15 protein-coding genes are annotated in these 18,626 nt (G+C 37.9%); 6 read left to right on the forward strand and 9 right to left on the reverse strand.

What is annotated here, in order from left to right; genetic code table 11:
• Positions 1–27: 27 nt before the first annotated feature.
• Positions 28–447: a hypothetical protein gene (locus ACKPEB_RS22715; RefSeq protein ID WP_408967300.1), complete on the reverse strand. Its 420-nt coding sequence runs from the start codon at positions 445–447 to the stop codon at positions 28–30.
• Positions 448–502: 55 nt separating this feature from the next.
• Between ACKPEB_RS22715 and aat the strand changes: the two genes are divergently transcribed.
• Positions 503–1,081, forward strand: a complete 579-nt coding sequence (gene aat, locus ACKPEB_RS22720) for a leucyl/phenylalanyl-tRNA--protein transferase (protein ID WP_408967301.1) — start codon at positions 503–505, stop codon at positions 1,079–1,081.
• 74 nt (positions 1,082–1,155) lie between these two features.
• Here aat and ACKPEB_RS22725 read toward each other — a convergent pair whose 3' ends face one another.
• From ACKPEB_RS22725 to ACKPEB_RS22755, 7 genes are all read right to left on the reverse strand, one after another.
• Positions 1,156–1,389 (reverse strand): 2Fe-2S iron-sulfur cluster-binding protein, encoded by a 234-nt coding sequence (locus ACKPEB_RS22725; protein ID WP_408967302.1) that lies wholly within the window; start codon positions 1,387–1,389, stop codon positions 1,156–1,158.
• A 57-nt stretch (positions 1,390–1,446) separates the two neighbouring features.
• Positions 1,447–2,910: a cobyric acid synthase CobQ gene (cobQ, locus tag ACKPEB_RS22730; protein ID WP_408967303.1), complete on the reverse strand. Its 1,464-nt coding sequence runs from the start codon at positions 2,908–2,910 to the stop codon at positions 1,447–1,449.
• 143 nt (positions 2,911–3,053) lie between these two features.
• Positions 3,054–4,544: a right-handed parallel beta-helix repeat-containing protein gene (locus tag ACKPEB_RS22735; protein WP_408967304.1), complete on the reverse strand. Its 1,491-nt coding sequence runs from the start codon at positions 4,542–4,544 to the stop codon at positions 3,054–3,056.
• 68 nt (positions 4,545–4,612) lie between these two features.
• Complete coding sequence (locus ACKPEB_RS22740; RefSeq protein ID WP_408967305.1) at positions 4,613–5,572, reverse strand: 3'(2'),5'-bisphosphate nucleotidase; 960 nt, start codon at positions 5,570–5,572, stop codon at positions 4,613–4,615.
• A gap of 36 nt (positions 5,573–5,608) precedes the next feature.
• A complete protein-coding gene (rsmD, locus tag ACKPEB_RS22745; RefSeq protein WP_408967306.1) occupies positions 5,609–6,151 on the reverse strand; it encodes a 16S rRNA (guanine(966)-N(2))-methyltransferase RsmD in 543 nt (180 codons plus the stop codon).
• Positions 6,152–6,275: 124 nt separating this feature from the next.
• Complete coding sequence (gene hisH, locus ACKPEB_RS22750; protein ID WP_408967307.1) at positions 6,276–6,935, reverse strand: imidazole glycerol phosphate synthase subunit HisH; 660 nt, start codon at positions 6,933–6,935, stop codon at positions 6,276–6,278.
• A 95-nt stretch (positions 6,936–7,030) separates the two neighbouring features.
• Positions 7,031–12,778: an alpha-2-macroglobulin family protein gene (locus tag ACKPEB_RS22755; RefSeq protein WP_408967308.1), complete on the reverse strand. Its 5,748-nt coding sequence runs from the start codon at positions 12,776–12,778 to the stop codon at positions 7,031–7,033.
• 237 nt (positions 12,779–13,015) lie between these two features.
• Here ACKPEB_RS22755 and ACKPEB_RS22760 point away from each other — a divergent pair, with 237 nt between their 5' ends.
• The gene (locus ACKPEB_RS22760) at positions 13,016–13,603 is read left to right on the forward strand and encodes a Uma2 family endonuclease (protein ID WP_408967309.1); all 588 of its coding nucleotides are present in this window, start codon (positions 13,016–13,018) and stop codon (positions 13,601–13,603) included.
• 178 nt (positions 13,604–13,781) lie between these two features.
• Positions 13,782–13,895, forward strand: coding sequence for a photosystem II reaction center protein PsbM (gene psbM / locus ACKPEB_RS22765; RefSeq protein WP_408967310.1), 114 nt, complete (start codon positions 13,782–13,784; stop codon positions 13,893–13,895).
• Positions 13,896–13,992: 97 nt separating this feature from the next.
• Here psbM and ACKPEB_RS22770 read toward each other — a convergent pair whose 3' ends face one another.
• Positions 13,993–14,847, reverse strand: coding sequence for a universal stress protein (locus ACKPEB_RS22770; protein ID WP_408967311.1), 855 nt, complete (start codon positions 14,845–14,847; stop codon positions 13,993–13,995).
• Positions 14,848–15,067: 220 nt separating this feature from the next.
• On the opposite strand from ACKPEB_RS22770, the gene ACKPEB_RS22775 reads away from it, so the two are divergent.
• The 3 genes from ACKPEB_RS22775 to mutL all read left to right on the forward strand — a co-directional run bounded on the left by ACKPEB_RS22775 (position 15,068) and on the right by mutL (position 18,619).
• A complete protein-coding gene (locus ACKPEB_RS22775; RefSeq protein WP_408967312.1) occupies positions 15,068–15,472 on the forward strand; it encodes an acyl-CoA thioesterase in 405 nt (134 codons plus the stop codon).
• Between the two features lie 146 nt (positions 15,473–15,618).
• Positions 15,619–16,758: an ATP-binding protein gene (locus tag ACKPEB_RS22780; RefSeq protein ID WP_408967313.1), complete on the forward strand. Its 1,140-nt coding sequence runs from the start codon at positions 15,619–15,621 to the stop codon at positions 16,756–16,758.
• A gap of 166 nt (positions 16,759–16,924) precedes the next feature.
• Positions 16,925–18,619 (forward strand): DNA mismatch repair endonuclease MutL, encoded by a 1,695-nt coding sequence (gene mutL, locus ACKPEB_RS22785; RefSeq protein ID WP_408967314.1) that lies wholly within the window; start codon positions 16,925–16,927, stop codon positions 18,617–18,619.
• Positions 18,620–18,626 lie beyond the last annotated feature (7 nt).

Raw genomic sequence — 18,626 nt, forward strand, 5'->3', positions numbered from 1 at the left:
GTTGACGGTTGATGGTAAAGGATGATTCTATTCTTGCACAAGGGTGATAATAGGAGAATCTTTCCCGATATATTCTTCGGTTATTTTAGTTTTAATCAGTTCAGCAAATAAGCGATTAATCGCAGACTCAATCGGATTAGCTTCTCGTTTAAAACAAACTTGAAACGTTTTACCTTTATCATAAGTTCTGGTGGCTTTTTGATAAGTTTTTAAAGTTTTGGCTTCTACAAACACTGAAGGATTCGGACGTTTATACCAATATAATTGATAAGAATGGGTGGTTTCATTGCTTTTAAATTTCAGAATATCCTCCCCATGACCCGGAATACTGAGATAATAAAATTCTCCCCGTTGATACACTTGGAGATAACCCCAGGTTTTCTCAGTTTTGTTGAGCAGTTTCGTTAAGGTACTTTCTAACATAAAGGACGAGTTAAGATTTAGCATAGCTTAAGCAATAACAGTTAATATCTTCTTGAAATCATAGCAAAGTTTGTCACCTATGCAATATGATATTAGTGCGATTCTCGAAGGATATGCCCAAGGATACTTTTTAATGGCAAATGACGGTGAAAATAGTCTAGGATGGTATTCGAGTCGAGAACGAGCCCTCATTCCCTTAGATGAACGATTTCGTTATCCCCATTCCCTACAACGAATTTTGAATCAAAATCGCTTTACTGTTGCTATTAATCAAGATTTTAACGCCGTTGTCGAAGGCTGTGCTAATCGAGAAGAAACGTGGATATCTTCGGAATTAAAACAAATTTATAAAGCCTTAAATCAAGCAGGATTTGCCTATAGTTTTGAAACTTGGAAAGGAGATGAATTAGCTGGAGGAATATTAGGAATTGTGATTGGAGGAGCTTTTATTGGGGAATCGATGTTTTTTAGAATTCCTGATGGTTCAAAAGTGGCAATGGTTAAATTAGTTGAACGATTGAGATCTCGAAATTTTATGTTATTTGATGCTCAAATGAATAATCCCCATTTAGAACGGTTTGGGTCTTATATTATTAAAAATCGAGATTATAAAAGCCTTTTAAAAAAAGCGATTATTCAACCTTGTTCTTTGATATAATCTCTATGCTGATTAACCTAAACCTAATTTTTTTGATTCCCCATTACCCCTTCGCTATTGTTCCTTTCTCCTTGCTACCAAGTAGGATCACTATAAATATTAATGGTGATTTCAGCTTTTCCGGTGGGAACAGATGAAATACAAGCACAGATAAAATTATCTTGATCAATTTCTACTTCACAAGCATGACAAGACCCCATTAAACACCCTGTAGGAATCACAACGCCTGCACGTTCTGCTACTTCTAATAAAGGTTCGCCAGGTTGAGCTTCAACGGTTACTTGATCGGGTAAAAAATGTATTTTCATGTTAACTTTTAACGGTTTTTGACTAACTTTTTGCTGTTAACGTTGAGGAGTTGACTCCTAGAGAATTGATTTTAAATCTAAATAAGATTCTACCGTATCAGCTAAGACATCGAATAGCATTTCTCGCTGTTCTCGATAATTAGCAATTCCAGTGGGTAAAGGATTTAACCCTCTAGGTTTTCGTAGATGATTTAACCAAGTTCGCCTCCAAGGACTATTATCAAAAATGCCATGTAGATAATGACCCCAGATGGATTTTTGATGATTGACAAATCCTAAATTCGGATCATTAAATAGGGGAGAAACATCATTAGAATCTAAAAGTTGAGTTCGTCCTTGATGAATTTCATAGCCTTCAACGGGTAAACCTTCCTGGGGATAATGAGAGGAAACTAAGCGTTGACGGGATGTTTTTTGATGAGCAATAATGGTTTTGATTGGTAATAATCCTAACCCTTCATAATCTCCTGATTGTCCTTCTAAACCATAGGGATCAGAGACCATTTTTCCTAACATTTGATAACCTCCACAAATTCCCATCACCTGACCCCCGGCTGCGACATAATTTTTAATTTGATTGGCCATTCCTGATTGTTTTAAAACTTGTAAATCCGCTATCGTTGTTTTAGACCCTGGAAGAATCACAGCATCAGGATGTCCTAAAGATTCAGAAGGAGCTACATATTTTATTTTAACACTCGATTCTGAATCGAGGGGATCAAAATCCGTAAAATTAGCAATACGAGGAAAGCGGATAATGGCAATGGTTAATTCAGTTGGGGAGGAACTGGTACGACGCTCGAATAAACTTAAAGAATCTTCTGCGGGAAAGGGAGAATCAATCCAAGGAATAACCGCAACGACTGGAATTCCTGTATACTCTTCTAACCATTGAATTCCCGGTTCTAATAGGGATCGTTGTCCTCGAAATTTATTAATAATAATCCCTTTAATTAAGGCTCGTTCTTCTGGGTCTAACAGTTGCAAAGTTCCAACAACATGAGCAAAAGCACCGCCTCGATCTATATCAACGACTAATAAGGTTTTAGCATTCAAATATTTAGCAACCCGCATATTTGTTAAATCTCGGTGTTTAAGATTAATTTCGGCGGGACTTCCTGCACCTTCACATACTAAAACATCAAATTCTTGAGTTAAATATTCTAAACATTCGGTAATGGTTTGCCAACCGCGATCAAAATATTGTTCATAATAATCACTGGCTTGTACTACCCCAACAGGTCTACCTTTTAAAATCACCTGAGAGGTCATATTTCCTTGGGGTTTCAATAAAATTGGGTTCATGGTGACAGAAGGGGTAATTCCTGCCGCCCAAGCTTGCACCGCTTGAGCATAACCCATTTCAGACCCAGCCGGAGAAACATAGGAATTAAGAGCCATATTTTGCCCTTTAAAGGGTGCAACCCGCACCCTGCGACGATGTAAAATTCGGCAAATAGCCGTAACCATCATGGATTTTCCGGCGTGGGAAGTAGTTCCCACAATCATGATTGCTTTCATAGGATCACTTGAGGGAGAGAACAATATTTTAATTGCTTCCGTTATTCTGCGACGGAAGAGGAAGCCCTGATCACTCTCCTAAAATTTAAGATTGTAGAGCTAGAATGGCAATTAAGCAACTAACCTTGATGATCCGATCGTGGTCAGTTCAACAGAGGAGGAAAATTGGTTAACCACCAAAATAGTTTTTCTTCATGAGCCGAAAAACTACCTAAATAGAAAGGACTTCTAGTAACAAGAGCGGGAGAATTAGGTTGTAAATAAAAATTGGCTAAATCGGGTTGTTGAAACTGAGGGTTGGCTTCAATAAATTGCTCACCTTTGATACTATAAACAGAATCCTTTGCCCAAGTTTTCAAATCAACGGGGTAGGTTACAGCTTGTGATTGAAAAATCAAATTATGATTAATTTTAATATTTTTGCGATTAAAATCATCGGGTTTAAAATCCTGGCTATATCCAATCTGGAAATATTTATTTTCACTTAAAATATTATTCTCAATGACTAGATTTTCTAACTGTGTTGAATAAAGATAAATCCCCCCGGTCAGCCAATAGGGTTGGGGTTGGTCGAGTTGTCCATAACCATTCTTAACAATTGTATTATTATAAATATAAATATTCTTTTTGAGTCGATCTTTTCCCCAGCGAGATAATAAAATTCCCGTTGCTCGATTATTATAAACTAAATTATGATGAATTTTAATATTTTCCACCCTGGGGCCATTTTCGGCTGAAACGGCAATTCCGGTCTCACATTCTTCAACAATATTATGATCAAATTCAATATTTTTTAAGATTCCAAACCAAGAGTCAGCATAAAGCCCCTGTCGTTTTAAATGATGGGTATAATTATGATGAACTCGACCATTAGCACAAGTTTCTTTACAGTCAATTCCCTCTTTATAACTATAACAGACAAGATTATAAGCGACTTCAAAATCCTGCACGCCAGCTAAGGTAATAGCTTCATGAGGTGCTCGGTTGCTTAGAGGTAAATTGGGATAGGGGCTTCTCATATTCGGTCGATTAGCATTAATGATTGTATTCCCCATGATTTGATGTTGATAACAGTTATTCCAAATCGCAATGCCGGAAGAAAAAGTATTAATTGTGGTATTATTATAAAAGTTAATATGATGACTATCCCTGACTGTAAATCCAGCATTATGGGAATTAATAATTGTTAAATTTTGAATCAGAATATAGCTTTTATCGATAATTAAAAATGCGCCTTGATCATGGGCATAGGGTGGGGAACCTGTGGGGGGGTCAACAAATATTCCATCTGCATCAATGATAATTTGTTCTCCAGGGTATCCTTTATAAATAATCCATTGATTCTCCTGTCCTGAAAATTGAGGGCGAATGGGTTGATTAATTTGATAGGTTCCCCCTCGAATATAAACTTGATCTCCAGCTTGCAGAGTATTTGCTGCTTTTTGAAGGGTTGCCCAAGGTTGTTCTAAGGTTCCAGAATGACTATCATTTCCAGTGGGAGAAATAAAATAAATTCTGTTTTTAGCATGGGAAATTTCAGCTTGAGAAGCTTGATAAAAAATCGGCGGTAAAATTAAGGTTGTAGCCGTTGTTGTTAAGAATTTTTGGAGAAATTGGCGGCGGTTTGTATTCATCGTTTTTAAGAGAATTGGGCGAGAAGACCTCGCCCCTACAGGGAATTAATTCAGAATTGTTCGGGAGATTATTGATTTAAGGTGGCTAAAACCGTATCATGAATAATACCATTACTAACAATAATTCCTCGATTATCTAACATCTTAGGATTAGAGGCAAAATCTAAGGGTTTACCAAACATATCACTGACTCTTCCTCCGGCTTCTTCTACTACAATTGCTCCGGCTGCATGATCCCAAATATTTTCTCGATAATTGGGGGTTTTAGGAGAAGGAAGTCGCAAATATAATGCGGCTTTTCCAGAAGCAACAGCGCCATATTTAGCTTGAGAATCCATCTTAATTGCAGGAGCAACAATTCCTACTGCTTTTGCTACTGAATCCTGACGATCAATATCCCCGTGACTAGCTTCAACACTGCCAACAAACCGTAGATTTTCTGTATCATTAGCTGAGACAACTTGAATGGGAATTTCCTCACCTGTTGCTAAAATAATCATTTTTGATCCTTGTCCTCGCACCGCTACAAATAACGCCCCAGGTTCATGATTTTCTACTGGATAAGCAGGACATCCCATCACCCCAACTTTAACTTCTCCATCTTCAATTAAAGCTAAGGCAATCGCATATTGATCTTGTCTTAAAAAGCCTTTAGTGCCATCAATGGGGTCTAATGTCCAAAAGCGTTTTCCGACTTTTCCATTGCCTTTATTAATCCAATTAATCACTTGTTCTGAAGTTGCCCCAGGAATAATTTCTTGAACATATCCTGTAATTTTTTCTAAATTTTCTGCCATTTCTGGAGTTTGTAATTCCGTTGCATCTTCTTCGCCTACAACGGGATCATCGGGAAAAGCTTCTGCTAAGGCTTTACAAATAATAGCTTGGGAACCATAATCGGCAACTGTCACCGGGCTTTTATCACTTTTTTCCATAGCAGGAGGAATATTTGCACGCACTTTTTCACACAGTTTTCCGGCGGCTAATGTAGCGGTAACGGCAATTTCTTGCTCTTTCTCGTAGGACATAAAAACTCCAATAATGAGGGATAATTTTTCATTTTATCATGTTAAACAATAAAACGTTAAAGCACAATTTCCATAGGTTTTTTCTCGACAAATTTCTAGCCCACTAATGGGTTGAATTTGCCAACGATGGGGATGATGTTCAACGGCAATTTCTCCATCGGCTGAGAGTAGTTGATATTGAGCGATCGCGTCTAAGGTAGGTTGATAAAGATGACTATCATAGGGAGGATCAAAATAAATACAATCAAATTGTTGACCGGATAAGGTTTTTAATTTTCCTAAAATATCCCCTCGAATCACTTTAAATTCTTGAGAAGTATCGGCTATTTTTTGCCAATTTTCTTGAATAACCTGACAAGCTTTTCCATGTTGTTCAATGCCGATCACAACTGTCGCCCCTCGACATAAAGCTTCTGCCCCCATTGACCCACTTCCGGTACATAAATCTAACCAGCGACAGCCTGCGATTTTGCCTTGCCAAATATTAAAAAGTGCTTCTCTAACCCTTGCTAATGTAGGGCGAGTTTCTTCTCCGGGTAACGTTTTTAATAATCGATTTCCATAGATTCTTAAACTCAAAGATTATACCTCCAATGAATTAGAAACCGGGTTTCTATAAAGATCAGAAACCGGGTTTCTTATAGAAAAATTGATGTGATTACTAGGATTAACGCAGAAACCCGGTTTCTAAGCAACCAATCTATTATGCAGAAACCTGATTTATCAGTTTTGGGTGAGTTTGATTTTGAACTAATTCCACAAAATTATCGAGAATTTTTAGACCTGCTGTAGAGGATTTTTCCGGGTGAAATTGTACAGCCATAACGTTATTTTGAGCAATGGCAGCCGTGACAATTTGACTCCCGTGTTGAATGGTTGCGGCGGTTAAATCTGGATTGACTGGATCAACATAATAAGAATGAACAAAATAGACCCAAGGTTCTGAACCAATATCATGCCAAAGAGCTAAATTTGGTTGAGTTAAAGTTAATTGATTCCAACCCATGTGGGGAATTGTTAAACCGGGTTCTGATTTAAAACGTCGCACTGTTCCGGGGAATATTCCTAAGCCGGGTTCTTGACCTTCTTCTGAAGATTCAAACAGAATTTGTAAGCCTAAACAAATGCCTAAAAAGGGAATTCCTGAAGCAATAACATCTTGAATGGGTTCGACTAAATTACGCGATCGTAAATGTTGCATGGCGGGGTCAAAAGAACCGACTCCGGGTAATACAACAGCATCTGCATTTTTAATGACTGTTGCTGAGTCAGTTACTTGAGGGGTTGCACCCGCTTTTTCTAAGCCTTTACAAACGGAGTGCAAATTCCCCATATCGTAGTCGATAACCGCGATCACAGACATTGATTGGCGTCCTTATTCTGTCAGTTGAAATGATTTTGATTTTACCATATTTTTCAGGTTTATAAAATATTTTGACTGTTGTTTTTGGGTTGTCCCTAAAATGAAGGTTTAGAAACTAATAACGTTGTTGATGCCGCCCGACCAAATTCTTCGGGAGTGTATTGTAATTTAGCTTCTGAACCAGGCCACAAATATTCACCTGGAGTGACAGAACGAACTAAATAATGGAGTTGATAAACTCCGGGTTCTAAGCGATCGCTATAGGCAATCATGCGATCTTTTTCAAGGGTTTGATAGTTAATTTCCCAACTACTTTCTTGAGCTTGTACTGCCAAATTACTAATTTTAAAACTAGCATCAATGGCTTCAAATCCTGCGGGAAGAGGATCAGTAATCATCACTTGATCAACGGGATGATCCGTAATAATTTCTAACCCAATATCAAAGACTTGTGCGGGTTCAACTTTGAGCGGTTGTTGAGGAGAATTCAAATCAATGGTTTGTAAAACTTTATCCTCTTTCACAGCGCGAATCGTTCGGTTAATTCTTAACCCATTTAACCGTCCAGGTTGATTTCCTTCTAAACGATATCGATAGGCAACCCAATAATTTAATAGACCTTGATTGGAGGGTTCTAAAACTAAATTTTGTTTGCCTTTAGGTAATTCTGACATGGGTATATTTAAAGTATAACTCGAATCTTGATACCCGTTAAATTGAGTTTCTCCTAGTGTTTGATTACCTAATTTAATAGTAACCTTAAAGTTAGGAGGAGTTGCTTCTGTTTCAGCATAAGCGACTAAAGCCGTTAACGCTTGTGCGTTATCATAACTGCTTCCCCAAGTTCCCTGTTTTCGTAGATTTAATAAACTTTGCACCAGTTTATCAACGGTTTCTGATTGGGGATTTTTGCTGATCATTAAACGTAATCCTTTGGATTGAATAGCGGTCGGAGAATTTAACCAACGATAGCCTTGAGGTAAATTAAGTGTGGCAGTTCTTCCGGTGACGTAGATTTGTTTTTGCACTTGTTCAAAGAGACGATTGTACTCTGATTTCCATTGAGGAAATTGGGATAAATATTGTACAAACTTAAGCTGATTAACCGCATCCAATTGATCGAAGTTTTGTACAATATCCTCTAAATAACTACTGCGTTTTTCTCCTAGTGAATCCAATCCAATTAACGCATTTAACCGAATTTGATTTTTACAGATATTATCACTACAAAAATCATACTTTCCAGGGTTATCAACGCCTTCACTTAAATAGGTTTTCAGGGATTTAATCACCTGATCATTAACTGGAAATCCTGCCGTTTGTGCTTGAGCTAAGGCTTCTCCTGTATAAGCTGATAAGAAAGGATCAGAAAGTCTTGAACCTGGATAAGCTGCAATTCCGCCGTTTTCTTGTTGTAGTTTGCTAATCTTTGTTAAGGCGGTTTTTCCACGTTCAGATAGCTGTAAGGAGTTGAAGTTTTGATTGTATTTTTGACCCAAAATTTGCAAATTAGCCGCCGTCATTAATTCACTAATTGCAGGTTCTAAAAACGGCCATTCATCTTGACTAAAGATTTGTTCCGCAGCCGCCGCTAGTTGAGGCATTAAGGTACTCGCTAAATGAATTTCTAATCCTCCCGTATCGAAAACAACTTGTTTACTAATATTGAGAGGAATTGTAATAGAATTCGTCGTGCGTCCTGACTCAATGACCTGTTCAATAACATTAAAGGGTTTCACTGCTAAGGGGACTTCAAACCCATCAGATTTATTGTTGAATTCCGTTGTAAACTGAACTTGAGCGTTACCCGCTTGTTTGACTAATATTGGGAATCGATAGGCATTTGTTCCGGCTTCTGTTTTTGTGTTTAACGTTTGTTGATTGGCATTACCTGGAGAAAATTGAATTCCTCCATTAACGGTTCCGGTAATCTTTAAGTTACCTTTTTCTCCGGTTAGATTAGTAATGGATAATCCGGCTAAAATGCGATCGCCTGGACGAGCGAATTGAGGTAAAATTGGATTAGAAATTAATGCTTGAGTCGTTATAAATGTGGTTTCAGCCGAACCAAATTTAAGATTTCCATCGGTCGCGACTATCATCACCCGCCAGGTTGTTAAATCATCAGGAACCTTAAATTTAACTGTTGCTTTTCCTTGCTCATCAGTAATAATTGAAACGTTATAATAAGCTAAGGCTTGAAAGTCTTGACGAATTCGAGGATTAGCAGTTGCTGTTGATAAACCTCCTCCATAACCCCAACCTTTTGCTAAGGGAGATGCAGCTTGATTTAAAATGACCGCAGGACGATTATCACTCAATCGAGTTGAAATCGGTTGTTCTGCATAAACCGTTTCAACTAAATTCGGAGGACGATAATTATTCAGTTGTAACACCGCATCATTTACCACCATTACTGTTAATTGTCCACGAATCGGTTGATTTTGACTATCAGTTAAGGTGAGATTTAAAGTTTGTTCTGAACCGGGTTCTAACTTGTTTTGTTGAGGATCGACTTGTACTTTGAGATATTGATTTTCGAGATTAATATTAAACGCGGTTAACCCAATTTTTGCTAAATTTTCTAAGCTACCCGGTTCAACTTCAGAAATGGGTTTTCCTTGCCGCACTAATACCGCTTCAACGGCTGCATTCGGTAGCATTTCTGGTGTCACTTGAAACTGAATTTCCGGTGCGCCTCCTTTAACTTGCATCACCGTTTCATACAAAGGTTTATCGCGGACTACTGAAAAATATAATTCCCCAGCTTCATAGGGAGATTGAATTAAAGCTGTTGCAGTTTCTCCGGGTTTATAAGTCGTTTTATTCAATTTAATTTCTAAACGATTTTCATCAATTTTTCCCCAGTCTACGACTTGATTTCCTGTCACCCAAATTTGCAAATCGGTGGCGGTAATTTCATCGGTTGCACCCTTAAAATTCGCTCGAATGCGATAGGAACCGGACTCAGAGGGAGTTAAAGAAACCGTTTGTTCTTTAGCACCGGACGTTACCTCAATTTGATCAACGGTTTGATATTGGATTTGATTTTTATTCGTTTGTGCGCCTTCAACGACCCGTGTAACGCGGCTATAATCCATTTTTTGCAATTGCAAATTTACCCCAATATTTTCTAAAGGTTTTCCTTGATTATCGGTGACAATTAGATCAATGGTTAAAGGTTTTCCGGCTTCTCCAATAAACGGGGTTTTTAACCCAATTAAACGGTTACTGGGAAGGGCAATAAATGATTGAGAATTAGCAACGGATAAATTAGAAATATCCGTCACTTCTACATCGACTCGATAGGTCATTGGATAAGGTAAATCCTGAGCAACGGTAACAGTTTTACTTCCTTGACCCTGTGCATCTAACGGTTGATTTTCTTGTAATACGCTATCAGAAACATTAGGTTTTTCTTCTGGCCAAAACCATTGACGACCGAAGGAATAATTCTCCCATCCTTTAGGAATAAAATCTGTTGCTGTTCGGGTGACATAATATTGAGCAGAACTTTCAGCAACCGGAGCACCAAACAGATATTCACTCTTGGCGTTAACTGTAATAGTATCTCCAATTTGAGCAAATTCTTGATTCAAATTCAAGTCTACTTTAAAATTAGGGGGTTTAAATTCAGCCACTCGGAAGTTCCCAGAAATTTCTACCCCATTTTTATCTTTTGCTCGAACAATATAGTTTCCTAATAGCTGATTTTCTGCTAAGGGTAATTCGTTATAAAATGTTGCAAATTCATTGGTTTTATATTCTCCTAATTCTTGATTTTCTCCCTGGGGATTTTCTAACGTTACCGTATAGGTTTGATTTTTATTAGGTTTTAAGTTGCCATTTTCGAGGGAATAAGCTACAGCCGTTAAAGCAACTTTTTCTCCTGGTTTATAGAGTTGACGATCTGAAAAAATAACGCCTCGTGATAAAATTTGTTGGTCTTCCCAATTGGCAAAAATTCCATATTCATACGCTCCACTATAGGAAAATGTTCGAGTAAAAGCCCAATCTTTGCCTTCTTTAGCAATCACTAATAATTCTGGGGGTTCCGCAAAACGTTTCCCCTTCATACATTGCTCTAACTGTTGAGCATTTAAGACTAACATTCCCTGATTATCGGTTATTCCTGTTGCACAAGCTTTCGGCTGAGGGTAAGATTTAGCATCAATTTGAGAGAGATAAATATCAACGTTTACGCCTTCAGCAACAGAGCCATTATCTAAGTGATGAACTCGGACTAATCCTGACTCTGGAAACCATTGAGCAAAGACTCCTAAATTAGTTAACTGTACCAGTCCAAAAAATTGAGGTTCACTCCATTTTTGTTGACCTTCTTGTTGATATTTAGTGGTTTTTGCGGTTACTCCATAAGCTAAAAGTCCCGTATTTCCCCCTAATTTTTCTCGTAAATTAATTGAGGTTTCTTGAACTTTATTGTTTGAAGTGGAAACCGTTACGGTTTTCCATTTTTCTACGGGAAGCAATAAATTTTTACCTTCGGTTCTGGGGTAAGCACTATCGGTATAAACTAAGTCGGTCGGTTGAACAACTTGATCATTAACTTTATATTGAGATTCGGGTAAATTTAAGGTAGAAATATTGAGTTGTAAATTTTGTTGAGAGGGGAAAATATTTAATCCTGATGGAACAAAAATATCAGGGGTTAAATCTCCGGTTTTATGAGTAATAGTAACGGGTTTTCCTAATTTCTGATTAAATCGATCTTCGAGGTCTGCACTAAGGGTAATGGTATAATTAGTTTGGGGTTCTAATGCCCAAGGATTTATACTAATCATATCACTATTATCATAGGCTTGGATGGCTTTAATATCAGCTTTAGGGGCAGGTTTAATCGTAATATTTTTTAAGGCTGATTCGGCTAGAATTCCATTATTAAATTTTAATTGTGGGTTTCCGGTTAAAAACCGTCCTGATGTTCCTTGTATACTGGCTTTACCCAGAAGTTCTAAACTAATAAATTTTAACGGGTCATAGGTTTTAATAATGCTAGAAATCTCTACTTGAGTTTCTAAATTTCCGTAAGCTGGACGTAACCCAGGCGTAATTTTAAATTGATATTGGGTTGCGGTTTGTAAGGGTTGTTTGGGAGTAACCCAATATTCCCAAGTTTGAATAGCCGGATTAAATTCAGCGTCACTTTCAATGGGGGTTTTATTATCTCCAATTTCTGCAATTTTAACGTCAATGGGAATAACTTGATTCGTTTTTAAAGAAATCAGTTGTAAATGTTCTTTTAAATTGTTTAAATCTAATTCTACGTTAGAATTAAATTTAAGTTGAGGATTTAACCCCAGGGGATTATCGGGAGAACCCGGTTGCTCTTTACTACCGGGTAAATTTGATAATTCAATCGGTTTAGTAGCAAATGTCCAGGCAATATCCTGGTCTAATTGATGTTGGTTTAAATCGGATAATCCTTTTTTAACCGTGAGTTGTAACCTTGTGGCTAAGGGTAAGGCTTTATCGGCTTGAAATCCGACCATTTTAGGAGTTAAAAATCGAAATTCTCCGGGTATTTTAGGCGTAATTTCAAAGTTGTTCAAAAGTTTTTTCTGTTGAGAACTGCCTAAGTTTTCAACTGGAATTAAGGGATCTTTAAAAATAACATGAATTTGGCTTAATTCTGGAGTTTCTCCTAACGGACTAATCGCTTCAATCCAATTCGGAAGTTGAGGTTTGGGTAAGTCAGCCACCATCGGAATGACTTCACTTACGGGAGAATTGCTGAGGATTCGACATCCCACTAATGTTAAGATAAATAAAAACAGGAAGATTAACCGCCGCCGAAACAGACGAGATTGAGTAAAATTTCTCATGGTCTTTTATTAAAATACTTTCTTTTGTAATAACAAATATTTTAACTAAAATTCCCGAAAATTCCAGAAGATTTAATTTTAGTTGATCTTTGTGGTTCACGGGGAGAAGAAAATTAAATTTTGGGCAAGATTGGTTACAAAAGTTAACAACAAAAAGATGAGTTTGTTCAGGGGAAAGGTTGATTTTCAAGACATTTATGTTAAATTAAACCCTAAAGTTTTAAGATTGAGATTAATATGGAAACCAATATTTTGACTTTACCCCCCCTTTTAACATTAAAACTCGATTTAACTGGGGAACAATTTTGGCAATTGTGTCAAGACAATCAAGATTTTCAATTTGAACGCACGGCGACAGGAGAGATCATTATTATGCCACCAACGGGAGGAAATACCGGGAAACGAAATGCTGATTTACTGTTTCAACTTCTAGCCTGGAAACGTCAGAATAATTTAGGTGAAGTGTTTGACTCAAATACGGGTTTTACTCTTCCTAATGGTGCTGACCGTTCTCCTGATGCTTCCTGGGTCAGTCGGGAACGTTGGGAAGCGTTAACTCCTGAACAACAGGAGAAATTTATTCCCTTGTGTCCTGATTTTGTAGTGGAGTTAATGTCTCCTAGTGATCGTTTAGAAAAAACTCGTCAAAAAATGCAAGAATATCAAGAAAATGGGGCAAGATTAGGATGGTTAATTAATCGGAAACAGCAACAAATTGAAATCTATCGCTTGAACCAAGGGGTAGAAATTTTAGATCATCCTAACGAAATTTCAGGAGAAGATGTTTTACCGGGTTTTGTGTTAGATTTAACTACGATTTGGTAACTTTTGAAAGTGTTTAAGCCGATTTCCTCCTCAGCCAGAAACCAGAATCATCGGTGACACAGAGGGTACTCACCAACCGTCAACTGCCAATTATCAACCCTCAAGACTATTCAGAAACGTCAATTAATGATATCCTATGTCTATTAGAATTTTCTGTTTAGGTTAAGGTAGGGCAATTATGCAAGTTAATGATCTGGGTTTTGTAGCCAGCCTTTTGTTTGTGCTAGTTCCGGCTGTTTTCCTGTTGATTCTGTATATTCAAACCCAAAGCCGGGAAGGAAAAGAAGGTTAATTTGATTTTTTCCTAAATTTTGATTAAATTTCCATGTAAAAAAGCGCCCTTATAATCATGTAAGGCGCTTTTTTTATGATTTCGTGACTAGAAGAAATTAGGCGCTAGTTGTCCGCGCTAACAAGACAGGACAATTAGCATAAACCCGAATATAATCGGAGAGAGAAGATCCCAAAAGTCGGTCTAAGTCTAAGAAACTCTTGGCAACATTCGGGCGACGATCTGGGGAACCTAACATTAATAAATCGGGGCTGACCTCTTCTGCAAGTCGACATAATTCCGGCCCAGGTTTACCAATTCCACTGACACAACGATAGCTAATTCCCATGCGTTTTACAGCTTCAATCGCAGGTGCTAAAACCGGGTCGTTTTGAGCATTTGCACTGAAATCTTCACTTGATTTACCGGATAAATCTTTGTTAATGTGAACTAAAATCAGTTGAGATCCTGGGATATCTTTGGTGAAAGAAATTGCCAACTGTAAACATTGTTGGGACGATTCCGAACCATCAACCGCTACCATAATTTTACGGAGTTTTTTAACATAAGTATCGTCCTTGACTAATAACATGGGACGACTGGTTAATTGAAACACATATTGACTGACGGAGTTTTCCAGAATAGCTTGAATGCGTCCTAGACCCCGTGAACCCATAATAATTAAATCTGCATCTTCCTCATCAGCCACTTGACAGACAATATCTTTGGGATCACCTTGTTTAAGTCGAGGATTAATTTGGCTGGGGTCAAGGTGAATCGATTTAATCGCTTCCGCCAGAATTTTTCCCCCCTCCTCTAACTTTTCAGACATGGTATCTGAACTAATTTGAGGCGGAACAACGTGCAGAACAGTCACAGATGCAGTTTTGAAGGACGGGATATCCAACAGCATATTCAACATTTCTTCACACAATCCCCGTCCCGCAACAGCAACTAGAATTTTTTTTATCATCTGTATTTCCTTGGATTAAAATAAATGATTTGTCAGTGGTCAGATTGACTCCGACTCGGATTAAAAAGGTTCTATACCTAGAATAAACCTGACCGTTGACAGATAATTTATAGAAATGTTGCGTTCTTAATCTATTTGTAAAGTGTTTGAAACAAATCCTTTCCCTCAGTCCCACTCCTCAACCGACACTCCCTGGGAAAAGCCTTGGTTTGAGTATAAGGTGCAGGCTTTCCCCCATCATACCGACTATGGTGGCATTGTTTGGCATGGGACATATATCTCTTGGATGGAAGAAGCACGGGTAGAACAGTTACGTTTGACGGGATTGGACTATCATACTTTAGTAGAAATGGGGTGCGAATTACCTGTTGTCGATTTGAATATTCGCTATCATCAAGCCGTGAAAATGGGGATGCCGGTTGTTGTTAAAAGCCGCATCCTTCCCGTCAAGGGTGTGCGACTGATTTTTGAATATCGCATTGAATCCTTAGACGGTCAATACCATTATCTCTCGGCGCAAGTGACCTTAGTTGCGATTAATCGAGAAACTGGAAAAATTATGCGTCGTTTTCCTCCAGTATTACAAGCATCTTTAGCTCAACTGGTTCATGAACTTAAGCTATAATTTATTCATGGTTTTTTTCTCCTAAAATCCTAGCCAATCTTAACCTTTTATCCCCGTTTTCCCAGCCATCAACCCCTTTCTCTTCCCCTGTTGAATGCCACAAGAGCAACTTACCCTTATTCTTTATAATAACCCGGTATCTTGATATGGATTTAAGCTCCCATCGATTTATTACTTATTTTGACGCCCCGGAAGCTCAAAAAATTTCTGATTTAGCTATTATTGAACAGTTTACAGACCAATCTATTATTTTTGAAGAAGGGGAAGATCCGAGTTTTTTATATTTAGTTTTAGAAGGTCAAGTTGAGTTTCAGAAACAAACGGCTTTAAATCAGTATCAAACCGTTGCAAACGCTAAAACTAATGACTTTTTTGGAGAATTTGGAGTTTTAGATGGACAACCTCGCAGTGCGAGAGCGGTGGCAGCAGGAAAAGTGAAATTAGCTAAACTTTCTCGCTCTCATTTGATGGAAATTTTAAGCAATACCCAAGGTAAAGTCATTCTGAATTTATTCAGTTATATTATTAACCATTTGCGGATTACGACCAATCAATATGTCCATCAATTGGTACATAAAGAAAAAATGGAATTAGTCGGGGAGATGGTGAATACCATTCTCCATGATTTTAGAAGTCCCTTTACTGGAATTCAATTATCTAGTACCATGCTTAAGGAAATGCACCCCGATGAAGAAACCGAAGAATGGTGTGATTTAATTGCGATGCAAATTCAACGAATGTTAGGCATGGCAGAGGAGGTTTTAGAATTTGCAAAAGGCAGCACGGTTTTGTATCGCCGACCTGTTAATGTTGCTAAAATGTTAGGACATTTTGAAAAATTAAATCGAGTTTATTTTCAATCCACACAAGTTGAATTTTCGGTGAATGTTGCCGATAATTGTGTCATTTGTGTTGATGAAAATAAGCTGATTCGAGTGTTCCAAAATTTAGTGGGAAATTCTGTAGAAGCCTTTGAAAAACCTGGGGGAAAAATTTCCATCACCGCCACGAAATCTCCCGGTTGGATCACCATTACCATTGCTGATAATGGCCCTGGAATTCCTGAAGCCATTCGAGAGCATTTATTTGATGCTTTTGTCACCTATGGAAAACGCAGTGGCACCGGATTAGGAACCGCAATTGCTAAATCAATTATTGATGCTCATGGCGGTAAAATAGAGTTTAAATCGGTTTCTGAGCAAGGAACAACGTTTTATATTCAGTTGCCAGAAACTCAATTAGAGGAAATGCAGCAAGAAGTTGCTGAAGAAGTCAAATTGAACTAAAATTAATGATGAACCCTTAAATCAGGATTGGAATTGTCCAGAAAATATAATTTAAAGTCTACAGCATTTTAATGTTCTGTTCCCTTTCAAATAACCTAGAACTTGGTTATTTCTGAAATGCCCATTCCCACCTGATTTTCTATTGCTCATTTCCTATTTTTTTCCTTTGAATCTAATTCGTCCTCTCCCCCAAGATGTTGTTCATTTAATTGCTGCGAGTGAAGTTATTGACTCCTTAGCGGCTGTAGTTCGAGAATTAGTTGAAAATGCCTTAGATGCCCAGGCAACTCGGATTACCATATCGGTATGGCCGGAATTGTGGCGGGTACAAGTGGCAGATAATGGCTTAGGAATGGATTTAGACAATTTAAAACAAGCAGCAGCAGCCCATAGTACCAGTAAAATTAATACTATTACTGATTTATTTCAAATTAAAAGTTTAGGATTTCGCGGAGAAGCCTTACAAAGTTTAGCGCAATTATCCGATTTAGAAATTATCAGCCGTCCTAGTGTTTCATCCTTGTCTAGTTATGGTTGGCGAGTGAATTATAATCATCAAGGAAAAGCCATTAAAACCGAAACTATTGCCATTGCTTCGGGAACGGTTGTTACGGTTTCTAATTTATTTGAAACTTGGCAAACCCGCCGTCAATCTTTGCCTGCTTCCGCCCAACAATTACGAAGTATTCAGTTAGTCATTCAGGAAATTGCCTTATGTCATCCTCACGTCACTTGGCAACTGCGTCAAGGTCATACTCCTTGGTTTCAAATTAGTCCTGGGAACAATGCTCAACAGATTTTACCTCAAATTCTTAAAACGATTCGAGTTAGTGATTTATTTTATTTAAAAATCCCAATTGAAGAGTTAGAAATTAATCAACAAAACCTAGAATTAATATTAGGATTACCGGATCGATGCCATCGCAGGAAACCCGATTGGGTGAAGGTCGCAATGAATGGTCGGATGGTGCGATCGCCTGAATTAGAACAAACTTTATTAACGGCTTTAGCGCGAACTTGTCCCCGCGATCGCTATCCCATTTGTTTTGTTCATGCTCACCTATCTCCTGAACAAATCGACTGGAACCGAAACCCTGATAAAAGTGAAGTTTATCTGCAAAATTTAAACGAATTACAAGCCCAAATTAGCCAAGGGATTGACCAGGCATTACGGTTAAATTTTGAACGAATTTCTTTACCGGAAACTCGAATTCATCAGTTACTTAAAGTTTCCGAAGACAAGGGAACCTATAAAATTAATGCTTCAATACAACCCGATACTGAAACTTCTGCAAATTTATCTAAAAATGAATTGGGAATGATTGAAATTAAAGCGATCGCTCAAGTTCTTAATACTTATATTGTAGCCGAACATTCCACCGGATTATGGTTAATTGAACAACATATTGCCCATGAACGGGTATTATATGAACAAATCTGCACTCAATGGCGATTAGTTCCCCTCGAACCCGGTATTATTTTACAATCCCTAACGACAACACAATTAGAACAATTACAGCGTTTAGGATTAGAAATTGATCCGTTTGGTGAAGGAGTTTGGGTTGTTAGAAATGCGCCAGAATTATTAGCAAAACGCAGTGATTGTTTAGACGCATTAGTTGAACTTAGTCTAGGTGGAGATTTACAAGCCGCACAAGTAGCAACCGCCTGTCGGAGTGCGATTAAAAATGGAACACCCATGACTTTAATCGAAATGCAAACCTTATTAGATCAATGGATTAAAACCCGAAATCCTCGCACCTGTCCCCATGGTCGCCCCATTGTTTTACAATTAGAAGAATCCTCCCTATCTCGCTTTTTTCGACGTCATTGGGTGATTGGAAAAAGTCATGGAATTTAATAATAAG

This window comes from Planktothrix sp., from assembly GCF_046067725.1.
Taxonomy (GTDB): domain Bacteria; phylum Cyanobacteriota; class Cyanobacteriia; order Cyanobacteriales; family Microcoleaceae; genus Planktothrix.

What these genes read in the sequence shown, in the direction of transcription:
- ACKPEB_RS22760 (WP_408967309.1), top strand. Translation starts at nt 13,016, where the DNA reads ATGGAAACCAATATTTTGACTTTACCCCCCCTTTTAACATTAAAACTC.
- ACKPEB_RS22740 (WP_408967305.1), bottom strand. Translation starts at nt 5,572, where the DNA reads ATGTCCTACGAGAAAGAGCAAGAAATTGCCGTTACCGCTACATTAGCC.
- aat (WP_408967301.1), top strand. Translation starts at nt 503, where the DNA reads ATGCAATATGATATTAGTGCGATTCTCGAAGGATATGCCCAAGGATAC.
- ACKPEB_RS22715 (WP_408967300.1), bottom strand. Translation starts at nt 447, where the DNA reads ATGCTAAATCTTAACTCGTCCTTTATGTTAGAAAGTACCTTAACGAAA.
- psbM (WP_408967310.1), top strand. Translation starts at nt 13,782, where the DNA reads ATGCAAGTTAATGATCTGGGTTTTGTAGCCAGCCTTTTGTTTGTGCTA.
- hisH (WP_408967307.1), bottom strand. Translation starts at nt 6,935, where the DNA reads ATGTCTGTGATCGCGGTTATCGACTACGATATGGGGAATTTGCACTCC.
- ACKPEB_RS22735 (WP_408967304.1), bottom strand. Translation starts at nt 4,544, where the DNA reads ATGAATACAAACCGCCGCCAATTTCTCCAAAAATTCTTAACAACAACG.
- ACKPEB_RS22725 (WP_408967302.1), bottom strand. Translation starts at nt 1,389, where the DNA reads ATGAAAATACATTTTTTACCCGATCAAGTAACCGTTGAAGCTCAACCT.
- cobQ (WP_408967303.1), bottom strand. Translation starts at nt 2,910, where the DNA reads ATGAAAGCAATCATGATTGTGGGAACTACTTCCCACGCCGGAAAATCC.
- ACKPEB_RS22780 (WP_408967313.1), top strand. Translation starts at nt 15,619, where the DNA reads ATGGATTTAAGCTCCCATCGATTTATTACTTATTTTGACGCCCCGGAA.
- ACKPEB_RS22770 (WP_408967311.1), bottom strand. Translation starts at nt 14,847, where the DNA reads ATGATAAAAAAAATTCTAGTTGCTGTTGCGGGACGGGGATTGTGTGAA.
- ACKPEB_RS22755 (WP_408967308.1), bottom strand. Translation starts at nt 12,778, where the DNA reads ATGAGAAATTTTACTCAATCTCGTCTGTTTCGGCGGCGGTTAATCTTC.